This is a genomic window from Nitrospirillum karajorum (assembly GCF_036348415.1).
Classification (GTDB): Bacteria; Pseudomonadota; Alphaproteobacteria; order Azospirillales; family Azospirillaceae; genus Nitrospirillum; species Nitrospirillum amazonense_B.
Window position 1 is genome coordinate 1,240,020 of the sequence record NZ_JAZBQB010000002.1, and the last position, 22,774, is coordinate 1,262,793.

Annotated in this window: 17 protein-coding genes; 9 read left to right on the forward strand and 8 right to left on the reverse strand. The window is 68.0% G+C overall.

Features of this window, described 5'->3' with window-relative positions:
- The first annotated feature begins 69 nt into the window (after positions 1-69).
- Complete coding sequence (locus UCD39_RS12945; protein WP_330496409.1) at positions 70-1,218, forward strand: NAD(P)/FAD-dependent oxidoreductase; 1,149 nt, start codon at positions 70-72, stop codon at positions 1,216-1,218.
- 57 nt (positions 1,219-1,275) lie between these two features.
- On the opposite strand, the gene UCD39_RS12950 is transcribed toward UCD39_RS12945, so the two are convergent.
- The 3 genes from UCD39_RS12950 to UCD39_RS12960 form a co-directional block, all read right to left on the reverse strand.
- Entirely contained in the window at positions 1,276-2,478 is a 1,203-nt protein-coding gene (locus UCD39_RS12950) for an MFS transporter (protein ID WP_330496410.1), read from the reverse strand.
- 180 nt (positions 2,479-2,658) lie between these two features.
- Positions 2,659-3,111, reverse strand: coding sequence for a DMT family transporter (locus UCD39_RS12955; RefSeq protein ID WP_330496411.1), 453 nt, complete (start codon positions 3,109-3,111; stop codon positions 2,659-2,661).
- Positions 3,112-3,187: 76 nt separating this feature from the next.
- Positions 3,188-3,796 (reverse strand): helix-turn-helix domain-containing protein, encoded by a 609-nt coding sequence (locus UCD39_RS12960; RefSeq protein WP_330496412.1) that lies wholly within the window; start codon positions 3,794-3,796, stop codon positions 3,188-3,190.
- A 291-nt stretch (positions 3,797-4,087) separates the two neighbouring features.
- Here UCD39_RS12960 and UCD39_RS12965 point away from each other — a divergent pair, with 291 nt between their 5' ends.
- The 6 genes from UCD39_RS12965 (at position 4,088) to UCD39_RS12990 (ending at position 11,147) form a co-directional block, all read left to right on the forward strand.
- The gene (locus tag UCD39_RS12965) at positions 4,088-5,239 is read left to right on the forward strand and encodes a D-alanyl-D-alanine carboxypeptidase family protein (protein ID WP_330496413.1); all 1,152 of its coding nucleotides are present in this window, start codon (positions 4,088-4,090) and stop codon (positions 5,237-5,239) included.
- Between the two features lie 122 nt (positions 5,240-5,361).
- Complete coding sequence (locus UCD39_RS12970; RefSeq protein ID WP_330496414.1) at positions 5,362-6,387, forward strand: YeiH family protein; 1,026 nt, start codon at positions 5,362-5,364, stop codon at positions 6,385-6,387.
- Positions 6,388-6,515: 128 nt separating this feature from the next.
- Positions 6,516-7,406: a LysR family transcriptional regulator gene (locus UCD39_RS12975; protein ID WP_330496415.1), complete on the forward strand. Its 891-nt coding sequence runs from the start codon at positions 6,516-6,518 to the stop codon at positions 7,404-7,406.
- 418 nt (positions 7,407-7,824) lie between these two features.
- Positions 7,825-9,216 carry a circularly permuted type 2 ATP-grasp protein gene (locus UCD39_RS12980; RefSeq protein WP_145735933.1) on the forward strand — a complete coding sequence of 464 codons (1,392 nt, stop codon included), beginning with the start codon at positions 7,825-7,827 and terminating at the stop codon, positions 9,214-9,216.
- Positions 9,217-9,222: 6 nt separating this feature from the next.
- On the forward strand, positions 9,223-10,173 hold the full coding sequence (locus tag UCD39_RS12985; RefSeq protein ID WP_145735868.1) for an alpha-E domain-containing protein: 951 nt from the start codon (positions 9,223-9,225) through the stop codon (positions 10,171-10,173).
- Positions 10,174-10,391: 218 nt separating this feature from the next.
- Positions 10,392-11,147: a proteasome-type protease gene (locus tag UCD39_RS12990; protein ID WP_145735866.1), complete on the forward strand. Its 756-nt coding sequence runs from the start codon at positions 10,392-10,394 to the stop codon at positions 11,145-11,147.
- 10 nt (positions 11,148-11,157) lie between these two features.
- On the opposite strand, the gene UCD39_RS12995 is transcribed toward UCD39_RS12990, so the two are convergent.
- The 3 genes from UCD39_RS12995 to UCD39_RS13005 all read right to left on the reverse strand — a co-directional run bounded on the left by UCD39_RS12995 (position 11,158) and on the right by UCD39_RS13005 (position 16,796).
- Positions 11,158-14,715 carry a response regulator gene (locus tag UCD39_RS12995; RefSeq protein WP_330496416.1) on the reverse strand — a complete coding sequence of 1,186 codons (3,558 nt, stop codon included), beginning with the start codon at positions 14,713-14,715 and terminating at the stop codon, positions 11,158-11,160.
- Between the two features lie 146 nt (positions 14,716-14,861).
- Complete coding sequence (locus UCD39_RS13000; protein ID WP_330496548.1) at positions 14,862-16,121, reverse strand: sensor histidine kinase; 1,260 nt, start codon at positions 16,119-16,121, stop codon at positions 14,862-14,864.
- Positions 16,122-16,322: 201 nt separating this feature from the next.
- Positions 16,323-16,796, reverse strand: coding sequence for an Lrp/AsnC family transcriptional regulator (locus tag UCD39_RS13005; RefSeq protein ID WP_330496417.1), 474 nt, complete (start codon positions 16,794-16,796; stop codon positions 16,323-16,325).
- A gap of 142 nt (positions 16,797-16,938) precedes the next feature.
- Here UCD39_RS13005 and UCD39_RS13010 point away from each other — a divergent pair, with 142 nt between their 5' ends.
- Complete coding sequence (locus UCD39_RS13010; RefSeq protein WP_145735858.1) at positions 16,939-17,196, forward strand: DUF6356 family protein; 258 nt, start codon at positions 16,939-16,941, stop codon at positions 17,194-17,196.
- 16 nt (positions 17,197-17,212) lie between these two features.
- On the opposite strand, the gene UCD39_RS13015 is transcribed toward UCD39_RS13010, so the two are convergent.
- Both UCD39_RS13015 and sodC read right to left on the reverse strand, forming a co-directional pair.
- Positions 17,213-18,421, reverse strand: coding sequence for an aspartyl/asparaginyl beta-hydroxylase domain-containing protein (locus UCD39_RS13015; protein WP_330496418.1), 1,209 nt, complete (start codon positions 18,419-18,421; stop codon positions 17,213-17,215).
- A gap of 233 nt (positions 18,422-18,654) precedes the next feature.
- Entirely contained in the window at positions 18,655-19,212 is a 558-nt protein-coding gene (gene sodC, locus UCD39_RS13020; RefSeq protein WP_330496419.1) for a superoxide dismutase [Cu-Zn] SodC, read from the reverse strand.
- 676 nt (positions 19,213-19,888) lie between these two features.
- Here sodC and UCD39_RS13025 point away from each other — a divergent pair.
- Positions 19,889-22,702: a TonB-dependent receptor gene (locus UCD39_RS13025; RefSeq protein WP_330496420.1), complete on the forward strand. Its 2,814-nt coding sequence runs from the start codon at positions 19,889-19,891 to the stop codon at positions 22,700-22,702.
- The last annotated feature ends 72 nt before the right edge of the window (positions 22,703-22,774 follow it).

A 22,774-nucleotide genomic window follows, 5' to 3' on the forward strand; every position in this document is an offset into this window, starting at 1 on the left:
GACCCCGCCGCTCCTGCGGCATTGCGCGCGGCCCCGTCGGCCGGGCAGATTTGCCGGGACGCGGTTCTGATGCGTGACGCTGAAAAAGGGGAGCCTGGCATGGCGGTGACGGACACCGATTTCGACGGGATCGTGGTGGGGGCGGGGGCCGTTGGCCTGGCCTGTGGCCGCGCCCTGGCCGCGCGTGGCCTGACCGTGGCGGTGCTGGAGGCGGAGGAGGCCATCGGGCAGGGCGTCTCCTCCCGCAATTCGGAGGTCGTCCACGGCGGCCTGTATTATCCCACGGGCTCGCTGCGGGCCCGGCTGTGCGTCGCCGGGCGGCGCCTGCTCTATCCCTTCCTGGATGTCCACGGCGTCACCTACGACAAGTGCGGCAAGCTGGTGGTGGCGACGGAGGCGGCCGAGCTGTCCCGGCTGGAGGGCATCCTGCGGCAGGCCCAGACCAACGACGTGGAGGGCATGCGCTGGCTGTCCGCCGCCGAGGTCCATGCGCTGGAACCGGAGCTGCGCGCCGTCGCCGCCCTTCTTTCCCCCGAAAGCGGCATCTTTGACAGCCACGGCTACATGGTGGCCCTGCGGGGTGAGATCGAGGGCGGGGGCGGTGCCGTGGTCACCGGGACGCCGGTGCTGGGGGTGACGCCGCTGGACGGCGGGGGCTTCAGCGTCCGCACCGGCGGGCGTGACCCCTACGCCGTTACCACCCGCTTGCTGGTCACGGCGCCCGGTCTCTCGGCCCAGGACGTGGCCGCCAGTATCGAGGGCTTTCCCGCCAACTTGATCCCCAAGGCGCATTACGGCAAGGGCAGCTATTTCGCGCTTCAAGGCGGGGCGCCGTTCCGGCGCCTGGTCTATCCACCGCCCATCCCCGGGGCGCTGGGCGTGCATTATCGCCGCGACCTGGGAGGGCAGGGGCGCTTTGGGCCGGACCTGGAATATGTGGACGCGCCCGACTACCGTGTCGATCCAGGCCGGGCGGATGGGTTCTACCGCTATATCCGCCGCTTTTGGCCTGGGCTGCCCGATGGCGCCCTGGTGCCGGACTATGCCGGCGTGCGGCCGAAGATCCATGGTCCTGGCGAGGCGCAGCCCGATTTCCGCCTGGACGGGGCGGATGTCCATGGGCTGCCCGGACTGGTGGCCCTATTCGGGATCGAAAGCCCTGGCCTGACGTCGTCGCTGGCCATCGGTGAGGCCGTGGCCGACATATTGGGCGTTTGAGAAAGGGGCGGCCGAAGGGGGGCGACCGGCAGGGCCGCCCCCCTTCCGTCACGACGATCAGACGGTCAGCACCTTGCGGGTGCGGCCGGCGGCCAAGGTCGCACCGGCCAGCGCCAGGACCGCCGCCACGCCGCTGGCGATGGCCAGGCCCAGGAAGGCGCTGAAGACGTCGCCGAAGCGATGCGTCAGCGTGGTGACGACGAAGGAGCTCAGGAACTGGCCGACGAAGAACGACGCCTGCCACAGCCCCGTGGCCCGGCCGCGGATCTCGAACGCCAGGCCGCGCAGGGCCCAGGTCAGCAGGGTCGGCAGGATCAGGCCGCAGCCGAACTGCGCCAGGGCCACGGAACCCAGCAGCCAGCCATGGCCGGTCACCAGCCCCATGCCGGTGAAGCCCGCGCCGCACAGGGCGAACGCCATCAACAGCAGCACGGCCACCGGCAGGCCGGACAGGCGCTGGAAGACGACGGTGCCGACCGGCACCGCCAGGCTGGCCGCCGCCGTCATGCCGCCGATGGCGGCCGGATCGGTGATGCCCCGGCCGGTGAGCGCCAGGGACAGGTCCACCTGCACGGTGTAGAACAGCACGGCGGCGAAGACCGTGATGGCGCAGATGCCGCCCAGGCGGGCCCAGGGGAAGGGCACGTTGCGGTGCGCCTCCGGATGCAGGATGACGTCCTCCGTCTCCTCCGGCTCCCAGGTGAAGAAATGGATGCCGGCCAGCAGCAGCAGGCTGCTGGCGTAGACGACGAAGGGCGCCCGCCAGCTGATGCTGCCCAGGGCGCCACCGATGACGAACAGCGCCACGGCGGCGACGGAGGCCACGGCTGTTTGCGCCGCCAGCCACTTCTCGCGCTGGTGCCCCTTGAAATAATCGCCGATCAGGGTGGTGGTCAGGGTCATGACGGCGGCCTCCGTCACGCCCACCACCACGCGGCTGGCCAGGATGGCCCAGAAATTGTCCAGCACCAGGGGGGCGACGCCGCAGATCGCGTACAGCAGCATGGACAGCATCAACGGCCCGCGCCGGCCGAAGCGGTCGGCCAGCCAGCCGGCGGGGGCGGAGAACAGGGCGACGCACAGCGCCGGCGTGGTGAGGATCAGGGGCACCCAGTAATCGGCCTGGGGCATGTCCTTGAAATGGTCCAGCATCTGGGGCAGCACCGGCGCCAGCACGACGACGCCCATCACCGACATGGTGCTGGGCAGCAGCAGCGCCAGCCCTTGCGCGAGGCCGGCCGTCCGATTTTCGGAAGCCATGGTCAAACATCCTCCCTGGGGATCGGGCGCGGGCGCCCCTCCGTTATCCTCCTGCCCTATCCGGGGCGGGCTTTTCCCGCCGGCCTCCGAACCATGGCGCCCCTAAACTAGTGGGGGTCGGGTCGGGCGGTAAAATCGGGCTTTGCGATATCTCGGCATCGGCGGCGCCGACGGCTGGCCTTATCGGCGCACCAGCAGGACGCCCAGCACCAACAGGCCGGCCCCCAGCAGGCGCAGGGGGCCGGCCGGGTGCGGCGTTATGCCCAGGGCGCCGACGTGATCGATCGCCATGCCGCACAGCATCTGCCCCACGACGATCAGGGCCAGCACCGTGGCCGCCCCCAGCCGGGGAATCATCAGGATGGCGGTGGCGATGAAGGCGGCGCCGAACAGCCCGCCGGTCCAGGCCGGCCAGCCGGCACCCCGCAGGGCGGCCAAGCTTGGCCGGGGACCCGGGGCCGCCATCGCCACGGTCAGCATGGCCAGCATGCCGACGAGATAGCTGGTGAAGCCCGCCCACCACGGCGACCCCAGGGCGGCCCGCAGGTTGGCGTTCAACACCTGTTGCACGGCAAGGCTGGCGCCGGCGGCGATAACCAACAGGCAGGACAGCAGGATGGCGGGGGCGGGCATGGCCGGCGACCTTCTTTCGGGGACGATGCCGCAGCGATAGCAGGGGAGGGGGTGGCCCTATAGAACGGGTGTGACCTCAGCCCGCGCGATAGCGTCCGGGCGTCACGCCGAACATCCGGCGGAAAAAGCGACCCAGATGGCTCTGGTCGGCGAACCCCGCCTCCGCCGCCACGGCGGCGATGGCCTCGCCCTGGCGCAGCAGGCCGCGGGCGGCGTTCAGCCGTTCCAGCAGGCGGAATTCCTGGGGCGGCAGGCCGTGGAGCCTCTTGAAGCGGCGGGAATACCCCTCGCGGCTCATTCCCGCCCGATGGGCCGCCTGGGTTATCGTTTCCCAGGGGGCCGACGGCGTCTCCGTCAACGGCAGACTGCCCGGCATCAGGTAGAAATTGGTGCAGACCACTCCGGCGGGGCTGGGCAGCGACCGGTGCGGCGTCCCGGCCGGAATGCGCAGGGACTGGCCGGCGGCGACCTCCACCAGCGCGCCCCCGATGACGAAGCGGCGGACGCCCGCTTGGACCCGGGTTATCTGGTCCTCCGCATGGAAATGGGTGGCCAGGGCGACCTCCCGCCCGCGCACCGTGCCCAGCTCGACCATCGCCGGCCGGACCGCAGGATCGCTTTCCGGCCGCCAATAGCGCCAGAGGCTGGGCGGGTCGCAGGGTGATGGAACGGGGATCGGATCCATGGGTCGGGGCCTCCTGCTCATGACCATGGCCGCATGGGGCCGGATGCGCAATGGCGTGGCGTGGGTTGGGGGCAGAGTCCTCGCCACACGCGTGATTCACGCTTTATCTTGTTGCGTCATCTTTATCCTCCCCAATACCTGGACAGATTCCGCCGAATCTTCTACCCCTAGGCCAGTATTCGAAAAGCCGGGGCCGCGGGTGGCCCCGGCCCTTATGTGGACGAGCGGATCGCGTGCTTTCCCTTGGGCTGAGGGGGGCATGGGTCCGCCAGGGGCGAGAGGAGCGGCACAGTGGGATTTGAGGGGGCGATAGGGGCGGCACGGCGTGTTCTTGGCCGGCTGGGGGCTGTCATCGCCACGATCGGGGCGGTTGTCGCCGGGTTGGCGGTGCCGCACCCGGCGCAGGCGGGTTACGCGTCCCTGGTGGTGGATGGCGGCACGGGGGCGGTGCTGAACGCCGTCAACCCGGATGAGCCGAACCATCCCGCGTCTCTGACCAAGATGATGACGCTCTACCTGACCTTCGAGGCCATCCACCAGGGGCGCCTGCATTGGGAGGATGAGCTGCCGGTGTCGCGCAACGCCGCCAACAAGGAACCGACCAAGCTGGGGCTGGAGGTGGGTCAGACCATCAGCGTCAAGGATTGCGTCCTGGGCATGATCGTCATTTCCGCCAACGATGGCGCCACCGTGGTGGGCGAGGCGCTGGCCGGCGGCAGCGAGTCGGTGTTCGCCCGCATGATGACCGACAAGGCCCGTCAGCTGGGCATGACCAACACCGTCTTCCGCAACGCCTCCGGCCTGCCGGATCGGGAGCAGGTGACCACGGCGCGCGACATGTCGCGCCTGGCCATGGCCCTGCATCACGATTTCCCCCAGGACTACCACTACTTCGCCACGCGTGAGTTCGATTTCGAGGGCCGGCATCTCACCGGCCATAACCGCCTCATGTACCGTTACCCGGGCATGGACGGCATGAAGACGGGCTTCACCAACGCCTCGGGTTCCAACCTGGTGTCGTCGGCCGTGCATGATGGGCGCCGCCTGTTCGGCGTCGTGTTCGGCGGCAGCAGCGCCAAGGCACGGGACAAGCTGATGGAGACCCTGCTGGATAACGCCTTCGCCAACCGCGACACCGATCCCAAGCTGGTGGCCCTGGCCGCCGGCCGTCCCCTGGCCCGGGTGGCCCGCGCCCGGGGCACCGGCCGCGTCGCCCATGCCGGCCGCGCCCGCGTGGCCCACGCGTCGGTGGCGCCGGTGCAGCGGCGCGGCCATGCCGCCGCCCACCGGCGCGTGGCGTCCGCCCATGCTGGCAAGCATGCCGGCAAGCATGTGGCGGCCAAGGGCCATACCCACGGCAAGGCGGCCAAGGTGGCGGGCCACGCCGGCAAGGCCAAGGTCGCGGCCAAGGGGCACCACCACCGCAAGGTTGCCGCCGATTGATCCAAGAATCAGATCAATATCAGCGGAACTATCCGTTGGAATGGTTTGTGTGAAATAGCGATGTTCAGGGGGCGCGGGTCCAGTCACAGGACCGCGCCCTTTCTTCATCAAGGCATCGCATCATGGCCCATACCGCCGACATCGCCGCTCCCCGCTGGCCCGCCCTGGTCTCCGCCACCCGCCTGTTACCGGGCCTGGGCTATTGCCTCATCCCGGCGGCGGCCGGCCTGGCCCTGCATCGCGTGCCGGCCCTGGGGCTGTTCAGCCCCATGATCCTGGCCGTGGTGGTGGGCATGGCGCTGCGCAGCGCGGTCGGCCTGCCGAGGGCGACGCAGGCTGGCGTGACGTTCGTGCTGAAGCGCCTGTTGCGCATCGCCGTGGCCCTGCTGGGCCTTCAGCTGACGGCCGCCCAGGTCGCGGCGGTGGGTCCCACGGGCGTGGCCATCATCGCCTTCAGCCTGGTGGCGACCTTTGTCTTCACCAAGACGGTGGGACGCTGGCTGGGCGTGCCAGCCCCCCTGGCGGAACTGATCGCCGCCGGCACCTCCATCTGTGGCGCCTCGGCCGTGGTCGCGGCCAACACGGTCACCCAGGCGGATGATGAGGATGCGGCCTATGCCGTCGCCTGCGTCACCGTCTTCGGCAGCATCGCCATGCTGAGCTATCCGGCCCTGGGGGCGGCCCTGCACCTGGCGCCCCGGGCCATCGGCCTGTGGGCCGGCGCCTCCATCCATGAAATCGCCCAGGTGGTCGCCGCCGCCTTCCAGTCCGGCCAGCAGGCGGGCGAGTTCGGCACGGTGGCCAAGCTGACCCGTGTCGCCATGCTGGCCCCCCTGGTGCTGTCCCTGGGCGCCCTGCGCCGCCGCCGCGAAGGCACGGGCGGCAAGCCCATGCCCATGCCGTGGTTCATCCTGGGCTTCGTCGCCCTGGTCGCCCTGAACAGCCTGCACGCCGTGCCCGCCGTGGTGAAGGACTGGGCCCCCGGCGTCACCACCAGCCTGCTGACCCTGGCCCTGGCCGCCATGGGCCTGCACACCCACGTCGGCCGCATGGCCGCCAAGGGCTTCGCCCCCCTGGCCCTGGGCGCCCTGGCCAGCCTGTTCATCGCCGGTCTCAGCCTGGTGCTGATCGTGACGGTGTGGGCGTGACGGGCCCCGTCGCCCCGACCTGACGTCATTCGTAGCGCAGCGCCCGGATGCCACCGGCTTCGTGCCTGCGCTACAGTGGCGCTGAAGCCGCCGCTTTCGGCGGCTCCCTCACTGACGGGGCTTCATCCTTGACGCTGGAACAGTTGCGCATCTTCGTGGCCGTGGCGGAACGGCAGCACGTGACCCAGGCGGCCCGCGCGCTGAACCTGGCGCAGTCGGCGGCCAGTGCCGCGGTCGCGGCGCTGGAGGATCGCTACCAGGCGGCGTTGTTCCATCGCGTCGGGCGCGGCATCACGCTGACGGAGGCCGGGCGCCTGTTCCTGGCGGAGGCCAAGGCCGTGCTGGCGCAGGCCGACAGGGCGGAACGGGCGCTGGCCGAGCTGTCCGGTCTGCAACGGGGCCATCTGCGGGTGCAGGCCAGCCAGACCATCGCCAGCTATTGGCTGCCCCGCCACCTGGTTGCCTTCCGCGAGCGGCATCCGGGCGTGGACCTGGATCTCGCCATCGGCAACACCGCCCAGGTGGCCGCCGCGGTGCTGGACGGCACGGCCGACCTCGGCTTTGTCGAGGGGGCTGTTGACAGCCCGGACCTGTCGGCCCACCAGGTGGCGCAGGACCAGTTGGTCGTGGTGGTCGCCCCCCATCATCCCTGGGCTTTCCGGGAGGCGGTGCCGGCGGCGGCGCTGCATGAAACGCCCTGGATCATGCGGGAACCGGGGTCGGGCACCCGCTCCGCCTTCCTGGCCGCGCTGGCGGACCTGGGCGTCGACACCGGCGCCTTGCGCATCGCCCTGGAACTGCCCTCCAACGAGGCGGTTCGCGCGGCGGTTGAGGCGGGCGGCGGGGCGGCGGCCCTGTCGGCGTCCGTCGCCAGCGGCAGCATCGAGGTGGGGCTGTTGCACCCCGTGCGCTTGGCCTTGGCGCCCCGCGCCTTCACCCTGGTCCGCCATGCGGGACGGGGGCTAAGCCGCGCGGCTAGCGCGTTTCTAGACGAAATGGGCCGCCCCGACCTCGCTTAAGCGATAGCATCCGCCGCTTGAAAACCAGGGCGGGCGAAATGAACTTCTTTTGACTGTTCCGCCAGGGGCTTGACCTGGCGCAGGGCCTATCCGATTGAAGGCTGCCAAGGATAAGCGCGCCTTTGTGCCACCGGCCGGGCGCGCGTTGAGGAGGGAGTGCGCGTGGAGATGCCGCCATCCGGGGCGCGAGTGACGGCCCATGGGCTGTCCGATATGGTTGCTGCACAATTTATGGGCGATGACGGGCCGGGCATTGCCTGCGGATTGGGCGTCGGGGCGTTGCGATCCCCGGTCCCGCGCCCGTTTCCTGGGCAATTCCTTGGCTAGGCCAAGTTGGCGTGGCTCTTGCTCAATCACACAGTCGGGCCTACCGATGGGGAAGGGTTTTATGGCGAAAGCAGACGGTCCATTCAATGAAATGGGCATGTCGGATGAGGTGCGCGGCCCGTATGCGGACATCGAACGATGGCTGCGCGAGATGCCGTCCGACAAACTGGAACTGAAGCGCCGCGAGGCGGAGACATTGTTCCGGCGCGTGGGCATCACCTTCGCGGTGTATACCGAGGGCGGCGATCCCGAACGGCTGATTCCCTTCGACATCATTCCGCGGGTGCTGGCACGCGCCGAATGGGACCGGCTGTCGCTGGGGTTGCAGCAGCGGGTCAAGGCGCTGAACGCCTTCCTGGCCGACGTCTATGGCGAACGCCACATCCTGCGGGCGGGCAAAGTGCCGGAGCGCATGGTGCTGGGGAATGAAAGCTTCCGGCCGGAGATGCAGGGCTTCCTGCCGCCGGCGGGCGCCTACACCCATGTCGCCGGCATCGACATCGTCCGCCTCGACCCGGACAATTTCTATGTGCTGGAGGATAACTGCCGCACACCCTCCGGCGTCTCCTACATGCTGGAGAACCGCGAGGCCATGCTGCGCCTGCTGCCCGATCTCTGCGGCATGCACAAGCTGGCGCCCGTCTCCCATTACCCGGAAGACCTGCTGGACACGCTGAAGTCGGTGGCGCCGCCGGCCTGCCGGGACGCGCCGACCGTGGCCGTGCTGACACCGGGGTCCTACAACAGCGCCTATTACGAGCACTCCTTCCTGGCCGATGAGATGGGCGTGGAACTGGTGGAGGGCGGCGACCTGTTCGTGGACGAGGGCTTCGTCTACATGCGCACCACTCAGGGACCGAAGCGGGTGGACGTGCTGTACCGCCGCATCGACGATGATTACCTGGACCCGCTGACCTTCCGTCCCGACAGCGCGCTGGGCGTGCCCGGTCTGTTCGCGGCCTATCGCGCCGGCCGGGTCACCCTGGCCAACGCGGTGGGCACCGGCATCGCCGACGACAAGGCGATTTATCCTTTCGTCCCCGAAATGATCCGCTTCTATCTTGGGGAAGAGCCCATCCTGCTGAACGTTCCCACCTACCTTTGCGAACGCGATGACGATCGCAAGTACGTGCTGGAGCACCTGCACGAACTGGTGGTGAAGGAAACGCGCGGCTCGGGCGGCTACGGCATGCTGATCGGCCCGCAATCCACCGCCGCCGACCGGGCGGTGTTCGCCGACCGCATCAAGGCCCGGCCGGCCGACTACATCGCCCAGCCCACGCTGGCCCTGTCCACCTGCCCCACCTTCGTGGAGCAGGGCATCGCCCCCCGCCATGTCGACCTGCGGCCCTTCGTGCTGAACGGGCGGGAGATCCGGGTGGTGCCCGGCGGCCTCACCCGTGTCGCCCTGCGCGAGGGCTCCCTGGTGGTGAATTCCAGCCAGGGCGGCGGCACCAAAGACACCTGGGTACTGGAGCGCTGACGAGAAATGCTGAGCCGTACCGCAGACGGACTGTTCTGGCTGGCCCGCTATATGGAGCGGGCGGCCAGTGTCGCGCGCCTGGTTCAGGTGGGCAACCGCATGTCCAACATGTCGCTGTCCCTGGACAATCCGGGCAATGAATGGCGCTCCACCCTGATCGCCGTGGGCACGGAACCCGGCTACCTCGCCAAGCATGGCGAGGTCGTGCCCTCGCTCGTGCTGGACTATCTGGTGCTGGACCCGGAAAACCCGTCCAGCATCGTGTCCTGCATCGAAACCGCCCGCCGCAACGGCCGCGCCGTCCGCACCGCGCTGACCGTGGACACGTGGGAGGCGTTGAACGAGACGTGGCAGCAGACCCGCGCGCTGAAGGCCGACCGCCTGGCGGCGGACAGCCTGCCCGGTCTCATGGACTGGGTGGTGCAACGCTCCCTGCTGTTCTGCGGCAGCTACGCCAACACCATGCTGCGCAACGACAGCTACCTGTTCACCCATTTGGGCACGTTGCTGGAACGGGCCGACAACACCGCCCGCATCCTGGACGTCAAGTATCACGTCCTGCTGCCGGACCATGAGGGCGTGGGCGGGGTTCTGGATTACTACCAGTGGCAAAGCATCCTGCGAGCCGTGTCGGCGTTGCGCAGCTATCACTGGGTCTACCATGACCGGCTGAAGCCCTGGCTGATCGCGGAACTGCTGATCCTGAAGCCGGAGATGCCCCGTTCCCTGGTCGCCTGCCTGGCGCATGTGGTGGACCTGCTGGAGGCGATGGCCGTGCGCTACGGCGGCCAGCGGGGCGAATGCCATCGCCTGGCGGGCGAAATCCACGCCCGCCTGCGCTATGGCCGGGTGGAGGATATCTTCCAGTTCGGCCTGCATGAGTATCTGACGCAGTTCATCGACGACATGCTGCGCCTGGGCCAGGAGATCAGTGGCTTCTACCTGAACGTCCGCTGATCGCCCCGACCCCTCACAGGGGCCGGGGTAGGGCCGTTTCTTGCGCCGGCGGGGGCGTCGCCAATACTTAATGTGCGCGCCCCCTGGTCGCGGCCCCGGGTTTCGGGGTATGAGGGGGCATCGGGATAGGCCCCTGTCCGGGGGGCCGCCCGTCCCTCATCTGAAGAAAAACGCCGCCCAGCCCAAGGGCCGGCGCCCGCGATGTCGAGGCCCAAGAGATGACGTATTGTGTCGCCCTGTTCCTGAAGGCCGGGCTGGTGATGCTGTCGGACACGCGCACCAACGCCGGTGTCGATAACATCTCCACCTTCTGCAAGATGCATCGCTTCGAAACGCCGGGCGACCGCTGCATGGTCCTGCTCTCCGCGGGCAACCTATCCATCAGCCAGTCGGTGGTGAACCGCCTGCAGGAAGGCGTCTCCATCGGCGATGCGGAGCCGGAAACGCTGGCCACCGTCCCGTCCATGTTCCGCGCGGCCCAGCTGGTGGGCGCCGCCATTCGCGCCGTCTACGATACCGACGGCCTGGCCATGAAGGCCCAGGGCGTGGGGTTCGATGCCTCCTTCCTCTTGGGCGGGCAGATCAAGGGCCGCGGCATGCGCCTGTTCCAGATCTATTCCCCCGGCAACTTCATCGAGGCCACGCCCGAGACGCCGTACCTGCAGATCGGGGAGCACAAGTACGGCAAGCCCATCCTGGACCGCGTCGTCTCCTACGATACGCCGGTGCAGGATGGGGTGAAGCTGGTGCTGGTGTCCATGGACAGCACCCTGCGCAGCAACCTGTCGGTGGGCATGCCCATCGACCTCGCGGTTTATCACCGCGACGACCTGCAATTGCGCATCCATCGCCGCATCACCGAAACCGACAGCTATTTCCAGCATGTCCGGGATCATTGGTCCAACGCGCTGCGCCAAAGCTACGGCACCTTGCCCACGGCGGACGAATGGTGGGCGGGGGAGCAGCGGGGCTGATCCCTTTCGGTCAAGCCGTCCCGTCTCGTCCTTTTTTCAGCAGCGGTTTCAGCACGGCGGCCACGGCGGCCATTCCGGCGGGCAGGGTGCTGGCCAGGGCGGCGATATCGGGGCGGCACGCCTCCGCCTTGCCAGCGCGCGCCGCCGTTTGAATGCGCGTGGCCTGGGCCTGCATTTGCCGCAGGCCGATATCGCCGGCGGTCGCGATCAGGGTGTGGGCGGCCTTGGCCATGGCGTCGGTGTCGTTGGTGGCCGCCAGCGTCTCCAGCGTGGCCACCCGCGCCTCGCACTCCGCCACGGAGGACATGACCAGGTCCGCCAGGGTGTCCGTGTCCAACAGCTCCGCCAACTGCCGCAACGGCGCCGGGTCCAGCACCGGCGGTTCGTGGACGGGCGCTGGCGCTGGTTCTGCTGGCGGCGGCGGTGCGGCGACAGGGGTGGCCGCTCCCACCCAACGCGCCACGGTGTTCGCCAGGGTGGGAAGGGCGAAAGGCTTGGCGATGTAGTCGTCCATGCCGGCGGCCAGATACTCCTCCCGCATGCCGGCCATGGCGTTGGCCGTCATGGCGATGACGGGGGTGCGGGGGGCGCCCGTCGCCTGCTGGATGGCGCGCATGCGCTGGGTGGCCTGCACGCCGTCCATCTCCGGCATCTGGATGTCCATCAGCACGGCCTGGAAAGTGTTCCGTTCATACAGGTCCAGCGCCGTCCGCGCGTCACCGGCCAGGGTGACGTGATAGCCCAGCCGTTCCAGCATGGTTTTGGCCACGGTCTGGTTGATGCCGTTGTCGTCCACCACCAGCAGGTGGGCGCCATCCCCGCCAGGCAGGCCATGGCGCGTGGTTTTCGGGCTGCGCCCGGCGCGGGGTGGCGGGGCCTGGGGCGCGGCTGGGGGCGGGCTGGTTTTGGGCATGTCCTTGGCCGGAACGAGCGGTAACGTGATGGTGAAGGAAAAGGTGCTGCCCTGGTTCAGGGCGCTTTCCAAATGGATGGCGCCGCCCATCAGCGCCACCAGGCGCTGGGAAATGGCCAGGCCCAGGCCGGACCCGCCGAAGCGGCGCGAGATGGATGTGTCGGCCTGGCCGAACTTGCGGAACAATTGCGCCTGGGCCGTGGCGCTGATGCCGATGCCGGTGTCGCGCACGGCGAAATTCAGCGGCGCCCTGTCATCCTGGGCGATGCCCACGTCGACCTCCAGCACGACCGATCCCTTTTCCGTGAACTTCACGGCGTTGCCCACCAGGTTCAGCAGCACCTGGCGCAGGCGCAGGGAATCCCCCCGATAATGACCCGGAGGGGCCCCGGTCGCCACCGTTTCCAGCCGGATGCCCTTGTCCCTCGCGCGGGGGCCCAGGATGGCCATCACCCCGGCGGTGACGTCGGCCAGGGCGAACGGCACCTCCTCCAGTTCCACGCGGCCGGCTTCCAGCTTCGAGATGTCCAGGATGTCGTTGATGATGGACAGCAAGGCGTCGGCGCTGTCGCGGATGACGGCGGTGTAGGCCGCCTGGTCGGTGGTCAGCGGGCTTTCCTGCAGCAACTGCACCATGCCCATCACGCCGTTCATGGGGGTGCGGATCTCATGGCTCATATTGGCCAGGAAGTCGGACTTGGCCGCGTTCGCCGCCTCCGCCGCCCGCCGGGCCGCGTCCAGCTCCTCCGCCAGGGTGCGCAGCTCCCGCGCCTGGGCCGCCAGCCGGTCACGGGCGTCGATCAGGTCGCTCACCTGCCGCCGCTGCACCGTCATGTCCCGGTAGCTGACGACGAAGCCGCTGCCCGCCATGGGGATGGCTTGCGCCTCCAGGGTGCTGCCGTCGGGTCGGGTCAGTTCGTAGGTTACCGGCGTCATGCCGTCCGGTGTCCCGGGATCGGCGGTTGGTTCTTGGCCGGCCACGGGGCCCTGCGGATGCATGCCGACCAGGGGAGCGGCGGCGTGATCCGTCAACAGCGCTTCCACCTCCGCCAGGGGCATGCCCGGTAGGCAGTCCTGCGGCTTCATGTCCATGAGGTCCAGGAATTGGTGGTTGCGGATGGACAGGCGCAACTGCGCATCGAAGGCGACGATGCCTTGGTCTATGGATTCCAGGATGGCGGTCAGCAGCCGGTCGCGATCCTGCAGGCGCTGGCGCGCCTCCACCAGGGGCGTGATGTTGCGGCCGATTCCGCGGAAGCCGCGGAACTGCCCATCCGACCCGTAGTAGGGCCGGCCGGAGATTTCCAGGTGCAGCATCCCGCCATCGGGACCGCGTACGGAATAGCTGAAGTCGCGGAAGGGAACGCGGTTGTTCAGGAAGCTCTCATAAACCGCCCAATGGGTGGCGTCGGCATCGGCGGACAGCTCACGCCGGGTACGGCCCAGCAATTGGCCCATATCCATGCCGACGAACCGGATTCCGTCCGAAATATAGGTGAAGCGGTGGGTTTCGTCCGTTTCCCAGTACCAGTCCGTCGACACTTCCGTCAGGTCGCGGAACCGTTCCTCGCGCGCGATCAGTTCCTGCTCTTGCCGGGCCACGGCGTCGGCCATGGCGTTGAAGGCCTGGGCCACCGCTTCCAGTTCCGGTCCGCTGCCGGGGCTGTCGAGATGAATGGCACGGTCGCCGGCGGCGATGCGCTGGGCCGCGTCGCCCAAGGTCTGCAGCCAGCGTAGCACCGACAATTCCAGCCCCGCGACCCCCAGCGCGAAGGCCAGCAGGGTGATGGCCAGAACCGCCACCAGGTTGCGGCGGAAGTCGATGTTGGCGTTGGCCAGCACCTCGGCCTTGGACAGGCCCACGGCCACCCGGGCCCCCGTGTCACCCACGCTGGCGATGCCGAAAAGCTGCTTCTCACCCCTCAGGTCGGCCATGTCGGCCGTGCCGTCCGGTGTGGCCAGGATGGTGCCGATCAGGGGCAGCCGCGCGCCGCCTGCGCCCAGGGCCGTGTCCTGCTCGGGATAGCGAGCCAGGAGGTGCCCATGGCGGTCGACGGCCAGGAAAACGGCGTGGCGCCGTGCCACCATCTGGCGGCCCATATCCTCCAGCCATTGCAGATTGATGGCGGTGCCGGCCACCTGGTCGACGCCGCCGCTGGGCGTGGCCCGTATCCGCGTCACCACCATGATGGGCTTGCCGTTGGTTCGACCGATCAGGAAGTCGCTGATCGTGGGCTGGCCGGTTTCCAGCAGTTCCTGGAAATAGTCACGGTCGCCGAAATTCTGGAAGGGCCGTTCGGCGGACGAGCAGAAGACCTGGCCGTCCGGGCTCATCAGGTTGACGTTGTTGATCCAGGGATGCGCCTGCTTCATCAGCCGCGCATCCTGGATGCATTGGTCCAACGGCAGATGGGCGCTTTCGCTCAGCAGGGTGTCGGCGATGTTGCGGGCCTGGGTGACCAGCAAGGCCTGTTGTCCGGCGATGGCATGTGCCAGGCTCAGGGCCTGGGCCTGGGCGGCGGCCACGGCCTCCGACCGTCGGGCGCCATAATCGGCGATGGACAGGGCCGTCAGGGGCGCCACCACCACCAGCAACAGGATTTGCAGCCGCGCCCGCAAGCCTCTGGCGTGCAGCTTCAGGTAGTGGGGTGGCAAGCCGTCGTACCTTTCCCGGCCAATCCTCAGGGCGCCGCCATCATAGCGAAAGCTGCCGGAAAATACAGGCGCAGAGGTATAGCGGATCGTTGCGGATCCGATTTCTCAAATGATTAGCGGGGTGACTCTGTCGCCGCGGCGACGCGTCAGGCCGCCCGCACCTTGCGGGCCTTGGGCACGGTGACTGAAATGTAGAATTGTGTGCCCGCCTTGTCGAAGGCCATTTCCGCCCCGATCTGCCGGCACAGCGCCTGCACCACCGTCATGCCGATACCGGCCAGGCGGGCGGCCCCCATGTCGGCCGGCAACTGGCCGCTGGGGTCGTCGATGATGCAGGACAGGCGGTTGTCCACGACCGTCAGGCCCAGGGTCACCGGGCTGGACAACTGGTCGGACCGCCGCAGGGTGGGCGTCAGCATCTCATTCAGGATCAGGGCCAGCGCCACCCCCGTTTCCACCGGCAGCAATACGGGCGTGCTGGTGACCTGGACCCGGTCCAAGGCGCCGTACTCCGCCGCCACTTCCCGGCAGAAGGCGGGAAGCAGGGCGCCGAACTCCACCTCATCCACCGTTTCGGCCTGCAGCATGCGCTTGTGGACCTCGTTGATGGCCAGCACGCGGGTGCGGGCCTCCGCCAGGGCGCGCTCCGCCTGGGGATCCTTGGTGTCGTGCGTCTGCAATTGCAGCAGGGTGCCGATCATGGACAGGCCGTTGCCCACCCGGTGGTTGATCTCTCGCAGCAGGCGGCCTTTCTCGTCCAGCATCTCCTGCAGCTGCTGGCGCATGCGGCTTTCCCGGTCGGCCTCGGTCATGGCGCCGCTGGACAGGCGCCATACCAGCCCGCCGGCGACCAGGCAGATGACCACGCTGCCGGCCACGAACAGCAGGCGCAGGGTGGCGACCCGGCCCTGCCGCTGCACCAGCAGCGCCTGCTCCGTCCCATCGATGACGGCCACCTGTTCGCGCACCTCGGCCATCAGGGACTCGCCCCGTTCCACCGTGATGCTGTCGGGCGGGGTTCCGGCCGGCGTCTGCATCAGCACCTGCAGGGCGTCCAACCGCGCATTGGCCAGCGCCGTCAGTGTCGATACCCGGCGGGTCTGGTCCGGGTTGTCGCTGACCAGGGTGCTCAACGCCAGCAACTGGTTGGTGGCATCGTCGCGGTACCCCTGGAAGTGGTCCCGCGCCTCCGGTCCCCGGACCAGCAGGTACAGCCGCTGGGACGATTCCGCCGACAGGATGTGGTTCAACGCCAGGACCGCGGTGGTGCGGACTTGGTGGCTGTGGTTCACCCACTTTTCGCTGCTCACCACCTCCGCGAAGATGGATTGCATGATCAACAGCAGGGCGACGATCCCGCCCAGGGCCGCCAGCCCCGCCAGTCGCACCCGCTGTCGCAGCAGCATTTCCACGGCCCGCGCCCCTCACCCCGATGCGCGCCTGTACCCAAAATGGCGCGCCGACCGCTCATGAAAAAGCCCTCCGCGCTACACACGCGGACGGGCTTCGTGAAAAGCGGACCATGCCGCAGTTACGCCGCCTTGGCGATCTTGCCTTAGGCGTATGCCCACTCTGGTAGTGACCCGCGGGGTCACGCCCGCCGGGGCTCAAGGTCTGGGCGGGGGCAGGGGGATGGCGGTGGTGGACTTGATGCGTTCCATGGCGAAGCTGGAACTGACGTCGGTCAGGCGTGTCACCTTGATCAGGCGTTTGTAGACCCGGTCATAATGCGGGATGTCGGCCACCAGCACCTTCAGCATGTAATCCACGTCGCCGCTCATGCGATAGAATTCCACGATCTCGGGAATCTCGGCCACGCCCCGGGCGAAGGTCTCCAGCCATTCCTCATTATGCTGGTTGGTGCGGATGGCCACGAACACGGTGATGCCACAGCCCAGCAGATCGGCGTCCAGCAGGGCGACGCGGCGGCGGATGACCCCCGCCTCCTCCAGCTGTTTCACCCGGCGCCAGCAGGCATTGGTCGAAAGCGCCACCGTCTCCGCCAACTGCGCGATGGACAGCGACGCGTCCTCCTGCAGCAATTGCAGCAGGCGGATGTCCGTTTTATCAAGGTGTTCCATAATTCGCCGGCATATTGGGATAAAATCAACAAAGTTCCCAGAAACTGTGGGACAGTTGGGGATTTTTCTCAAGCCAGTCTGCGTTATTCTTGGCGGCAGGCGGCCCGTGAGCGGCCGGCACTGGATGAGGGAAGCAGGGACCATGTTGCGCAAGCTGTTCATCGACCATCCGAGTTCGGTCCAGGAAAGCTATGGCGAGCACGCCCTGGTGGCGACCTCCTTTGGCGTGCGGATGCTTCTGGGGGGTATGGCGTGCCTGGTGCATGCCATCGTGCCGGGCCTGTTCGTGCGTACCGGCAGCGGGATCATCACCGTGCTGCATGATGAGATGGTGGTGAACCGCAACCGCAAGGCGCCCCGGGTACCCACCGGCGCATCCGCCGCCGACACCGTGGGTTAAAAAGGCGGCGTCCTCGTTACAGGCCGCCGCCGGCCCCATCCTCCGGCGGCAGGTCGCCGTTGAAGCGGTCGATTCCCGTCATGACCTGGGTGATCATCTCGCGTTCCGCCGCGCTCAAGTGGGGATGCCAGATATCGAACAGCAGGATGACGCGGGTCTGGTCACTGTCGTTCCAGGCCTCATGCTCGATGGTGTCATCGAACACCCACGCCTCGCCCACCTTCCATGCCCGCGTCTCGTTGCCCACGCGGAAGCCGCAGCCGGACGGCACCACCAGGGGCAGGTGCACCACCAGTCGCGTGTTGGACACGCCGGTGTGGGCCGGGATGCGCGTGCGGGGCTTCAACACGGAAAACATGGCGGCGGGGGATTTGCCCGGCACCTGGGGCTGCGGCATGGTGTCCAGCAAGGCCGCCGTCCGGGGGCAGCGGGCGCGGTTCTCAGCGTGCGGCCGGCCGTAATGCATGAAATGGAAGGCGCTCCACCGCGGCGAATGGTTCAGCTCCGCCCACTGGTCCAGGGGCAAGCCGTCGGGATAGGCGATATAGGGCACGAACTGGCTCGGGTCGTCCTCGTCCCGCAGGACGGCGGACAGCTCCGCCCGCACGGCGTCGGTCCCGGCCTCCAACTCCGTCAGCCAGGGGAACTCCGCGCGGTCGAAGAACTCGATCGCGGCGGGCAGGCCGGGATAGAAGAACTGCGCGGGCTGTTGGTGATAGGGTTTGGCCCGGCCCAGCGCCATATCGACGAAGCGGGCCATGCGCCGCGCCTCACCGCTCTGGCAACGGCGCAAGTCACCGTCGATCTCCCCTTTCAGGAAGCCGTCCAGTTCGGACAGGTATTGGGCGTGGCGCTCGCGGGCGCGGGTCACCGCGCGGGCGGTGGGCACGTCCAGCGCCGTGTCCGGCGGCGCCAGTTGCAGGGCGGTGCCATACGCCGCCCCCGCCTGGCGGGCGTGGCCCATGCTGTCCAGCAGCGACGCGCGCATCAGCAAGGCCATGAAGGCGCGGGGCTCCAGCGCCAGCGCCCGGTCCAACGCCGCCAGCGCGGCCAGGGGTTCGCCCAGGGCGCGATGGGCCGCCGCCAGGTTCAGCCATAGCGGCACCTGGGTCGGCGAGAAGGACAGCGCCTCTTCCAGCAGGGCCAGCGCCCGCGCGGGCTGGCCCGCCGCCATGGCGCGGACGGCCGCCGCGTTCAGGCCGCGCGCCTGATCATCCACGTCCATCCGGGTTGTCCCGCTCTCCGCCATCACGCCCCCGCGTTTTCCCTGGGGGGTACCGGAACGGATTCTGGGATGCGACGGCCGTGTCGGCCCTTGTCCCCCCGCCAGCACCCTCCCGGTTTTGTCATGGGCGGTATCGCTGCCGACCCGCCTTTATGCCTATGACTATAGGCAGGGCGCGTGCTGGGGAACAAGGGCCGTATCAGGATTTGTTACAAGTCCGGAACCGGCTCCGGCTACTTCTCGCCCACCACACCGCAGGCGACGCGGCCACCCCCGCCGCCCAGGGGCTCCGGCGTGTCGGAGAAGTTGTCGCCACCCGCGTGGATGATGAAGGCGTGGCCGGCGATGTCGGCCAGCGTCAGGTGCGGCGCGGTCAGCGGATCGGGGGCCGTGCTGCCATCGGCCGTCACCGTCAGCGGCGGCAGGTCGCCCTTGTGGCCGTCCCCGGTCGGGCCCAGGTGCTTGCCGGTGCTGGCGGGATCGAAATGGCCGCCGGCGGCCAGGCCGGCGCCGGGTTTGCCATCCTTTTCCCCCGGCTGGCAGGACGCGTTGGCATGCAGGTGGAAGCCGTGCACACCCGGCGTCAGGCCCGTCAGCTTGGGCGTCAGCACCAGACCGCCGCTGCCCTCGGTGGCCGTGATGGTGCCAATGGCCGGGCCCACGCCGGTGGCGGTGATCAGGTGAATGGTGGTGGTGACCGGGGCGGCCGCCGCCAGGGCCGCGAACGGCGCGCCGACGGCGGTCACCGTCGCGGCCGACACCAGCGCGGCACGCAGAATGGACTTGGTCATGGTTTCCCTCCGGATGGGCCCGCGGGGTCCAGGACGGGCCACGGGCTTATGGGCAAGCTGGTTAAAGCGCCGAATGATAAGGCAGACGACCCGGCCCCACCAGCGCGACACCCTGCGTAGACCGTACGGACACGACTATGTCGTGATCGCTTCCCCGTGCCTCTCCCGCTTATCGCAATTAGGGGGGCCTGCAATCGCAATCCAAGGGCTCGGTTGGCGAAATTGTGCGCCTGCGAAAGCGATTACTTGCCCGACAAAAGCAAAATTGGTTAAGCAAACCTTGCATTCTGAATACGTATGCGCCCGTTACTGGATCGTTGCACATACGTATGCGGGCTATGTTACAAAAATCCGGCCCCCACTATGATCGTCACAAATTCGGGAGGATACGGGGCCGGGCGCCAAGGCGTCCCATCCAGGATGATGCGCGATCAGGGTGACATGACGGGCCGGGCGCCGCGAAGGCCTTGGCAGCGTCCCCTCTGAGCCATCGCCGATCCACACCGTGACATTCATGACGTCGTGCGTGGCGCCCCGCCGACCGGGGGCGTCAAGGCCCTCGTTCATGCCGGGGCGACCCGGGGGTGTCCATCCGCGGGGTGGGCGCTTTCAAGAAACAGCAGCAACTGGGCCGGGTAACGGCCCGCTCGAAGGCGAGACTTAAGGGGAGGGTGCCATGAAGGATAAGAAGATCGCGCTGGCCGCCAGGCTGGCCCTGGGTGTCAGCACCGCGGTGCTGTTGATGCACGGCACCGCGATGGCGCAAAGCGCGCCGGCGGATGCCGCCACCACCGATGACATGCAGGAAATCGTCGTCAGCGGCTTCCGCCACTCGCTGGAATCGGCGATCGAGGCGAAGCGCGACGCCAGCCAGATCGTGGAAGCGATCTCGGCCGAAGACATCGGCAAGCTGCCGGACAATTCCATCGCGGAATCGCTGGCCCGCCTGCCCGGCCTGGCCGCCCAGCGCGTCGACGGCCGCGCCCAGGTCATCAGCCTGCGCGGCCTGGGCCCGGACTTCACCCTGACCACCCTGAACGGGCGCGAGCAGGTGTCGACCGGCAACAACCGCAGCGTCGAATACGATCTGTACCCCTCGGAAATCATCAGCAGCGCCGTGGTCTACAAGACCCCTCAGGCCGGCTTCACCGCCCAGGGCCTGGCCGGCACCGTGGACCTGCAGACCGTGCGCCCGCTGGATTACGGCAAGCGGGTGCTGTCCGCTTCCGCCCGGTATGAGCAGACCTCCATCGGCAAGTTGAACTCCGACAGCGAGGACAAGGGCTACCGCGCCAGCGCCACCTACATCGACCAGTTCGCCCATGACACCCTGGGCGTGTCGCTGTCCATCGCGCACCTGAACTCCCCCACCCAGCAGGAAACCTCCCGCGTCTGGGGCTACCCGCAGTTGTCCAACGGCAGCTATGTCATCGGCGGTGACGAGGTGCGCGCCAACTCCGAAGAGTTCAACCGCACCGGCATCATGAGCACGGTGCAGTACAAGCCCACCGACAACTTCACCACGTCGCTGGACTTCTTCTACACCCACTACCAGGACTATCAGTGGCAGCGTGGCATCGAGATGCCGCTGCAGTGGGGCAACGGCTCCGCCAACGGCGCGCAGCCGGCCGTGGCGCTGCTGCCCGGCTACACCACCGTTGGCAACATGATCACCAGCGGCGCGTTCAGCGGCGTGAAGGGCGTGGGCCGCAGCGACGTGGGCTCCACCCAGTCCGACCTGTACTCCATGGGCTGGAACGGCCAGTACACCAAGGGCGACTGGACCGGCACCCTGGACGCCGGCTACAGCCTGGCGGACCGTACCACCACCCGCTTCGAATCCTACTTCGGCACCGGCTCCAGCGGGTCGTCCGGCGCCACCGACACCATCGGGTTCACCAATGTCGGCACCAATGAGGCCGGGTACCAGTACACCCACAACCTGAATTACGCCGATCCCAACCTGATCAAGCTGACCGATCCCAACAACTGGAACGGCGGCACCACCCCCTATGCCCAGAACGGCTATCTGAACAAGCCGCGGGTGCACGACGATCTGCTCTCGCTGAGGGGCGACCTGAAGAAGGACTTCCACGAGGTCGCCTTCCTCAAGGACATCGACATCGGCGTGAACTACACCGAGCGCAACAAGGAATACTATCAGCCGGAATGGTACGTCACCCTGACGTCCAACCTGACCGCGGCGGTCGATCCGCTGACCGGGGTGAAGGGCGCCAGCGCCGCCATCCCGTCCTGGGCCATGGTGGGCACCGCCGACCTCAGCTGGATCGGCCTGGGCAACACCGTCGCCTACAACCCGGTGGAACTGCTATCCCGTGGCGTCTACAGCCTGGTGCCCTGCGCCCAGTACCGCGCCAACTGCACCAGCGACAGCCACTACACCGTGACCGAGAAGGTCACCACCGGCTTCGTCAAGGCGGACTTGGATGGGAATGTCGGGGCGGTGAAGGTCATGGGCAATGTTGGCCTGCAACTGGTCCATACCGACCAGTCGTCCACCGGTGTCGCCATCGTCGCCGCCAACAAGTACCAGGACCGTACCCTGGGCGTCGGCTATACCGACCTGCTGCCCAGCCTTAACCTGGCCTTCGTCCTGCCCAACCCGGACCACCAGATTCGCCTGGGTGCCGCCCGTGAGATGATGCGGGCCCGCATGGACCAGATGCAGGCCAACCTGTCCTATGGCTTCGACGCCTCCAAGGCCGGGATTTCCAACCCCAACAACGGCCCATGGAGTGGCAACGGCGGCAACCCCTACCTGAAGCCCTGGTACGCCGACGCCGTCGACCTGTCCTACGAATACTACTTCAACAAGGCTGGCTACCTGTCGCTGGCGGCGTTCTACAAGCACCTGGAAAACAACATCTACAACAAGAGCACGCTGACCGACTTCACCGGTATCAACCCCAACTCCGCCGCCACGCCGGCCACCAACTTCGGCTATGTCACCGTGCCCGTGAACGGCACCGGCGGCATGATCGAGGGTGTGGAAGCCGCGTTCGCCGTGCCGCTGGACATGGTGTGGTCCAAGCTGAGCGGCTTCGGCATCAACGGTGCCGCCGGCTGGACGCAGACCGACCTGCAGGCGGGCTCCCAGGGTGTGGGCAGCGGTAACAGCACGCTGCCGGTGGCCGGTTACTCCAAGTGGACGGAACAGGGCACGCTCTACTACGAGAACGGCGGCTTCGGCGCCCGCGTCTCGGTAACCCACCGCTCCGGCTATCTGTCGGAACAGACGGGCTTCGGCCAGGGCCGCGAGTTCGACATGGCGGTGCCGGAAACCCTGGTCGATGCCCAGGTCAGCTATGACTTCGGCGAAGGCGCCCTGAAGGGCCTGTCCATCGTCCTGCAGGCCCAGAACCTGACGGATGAGCCGGTCATCACCTACTACAACGGCGATACCACACAGAATTGGCGGTACGAAAAGTACGGCGTTCGTTATCTGCTCGGTGCTTCCTACAAGTACTGAGCCGATAGGGTGAGGTTTCCCGCCGGCCTCCCAGCCGGCGGGCGCTTCTCGCCTTTCTCCCCGAGCCCTCGT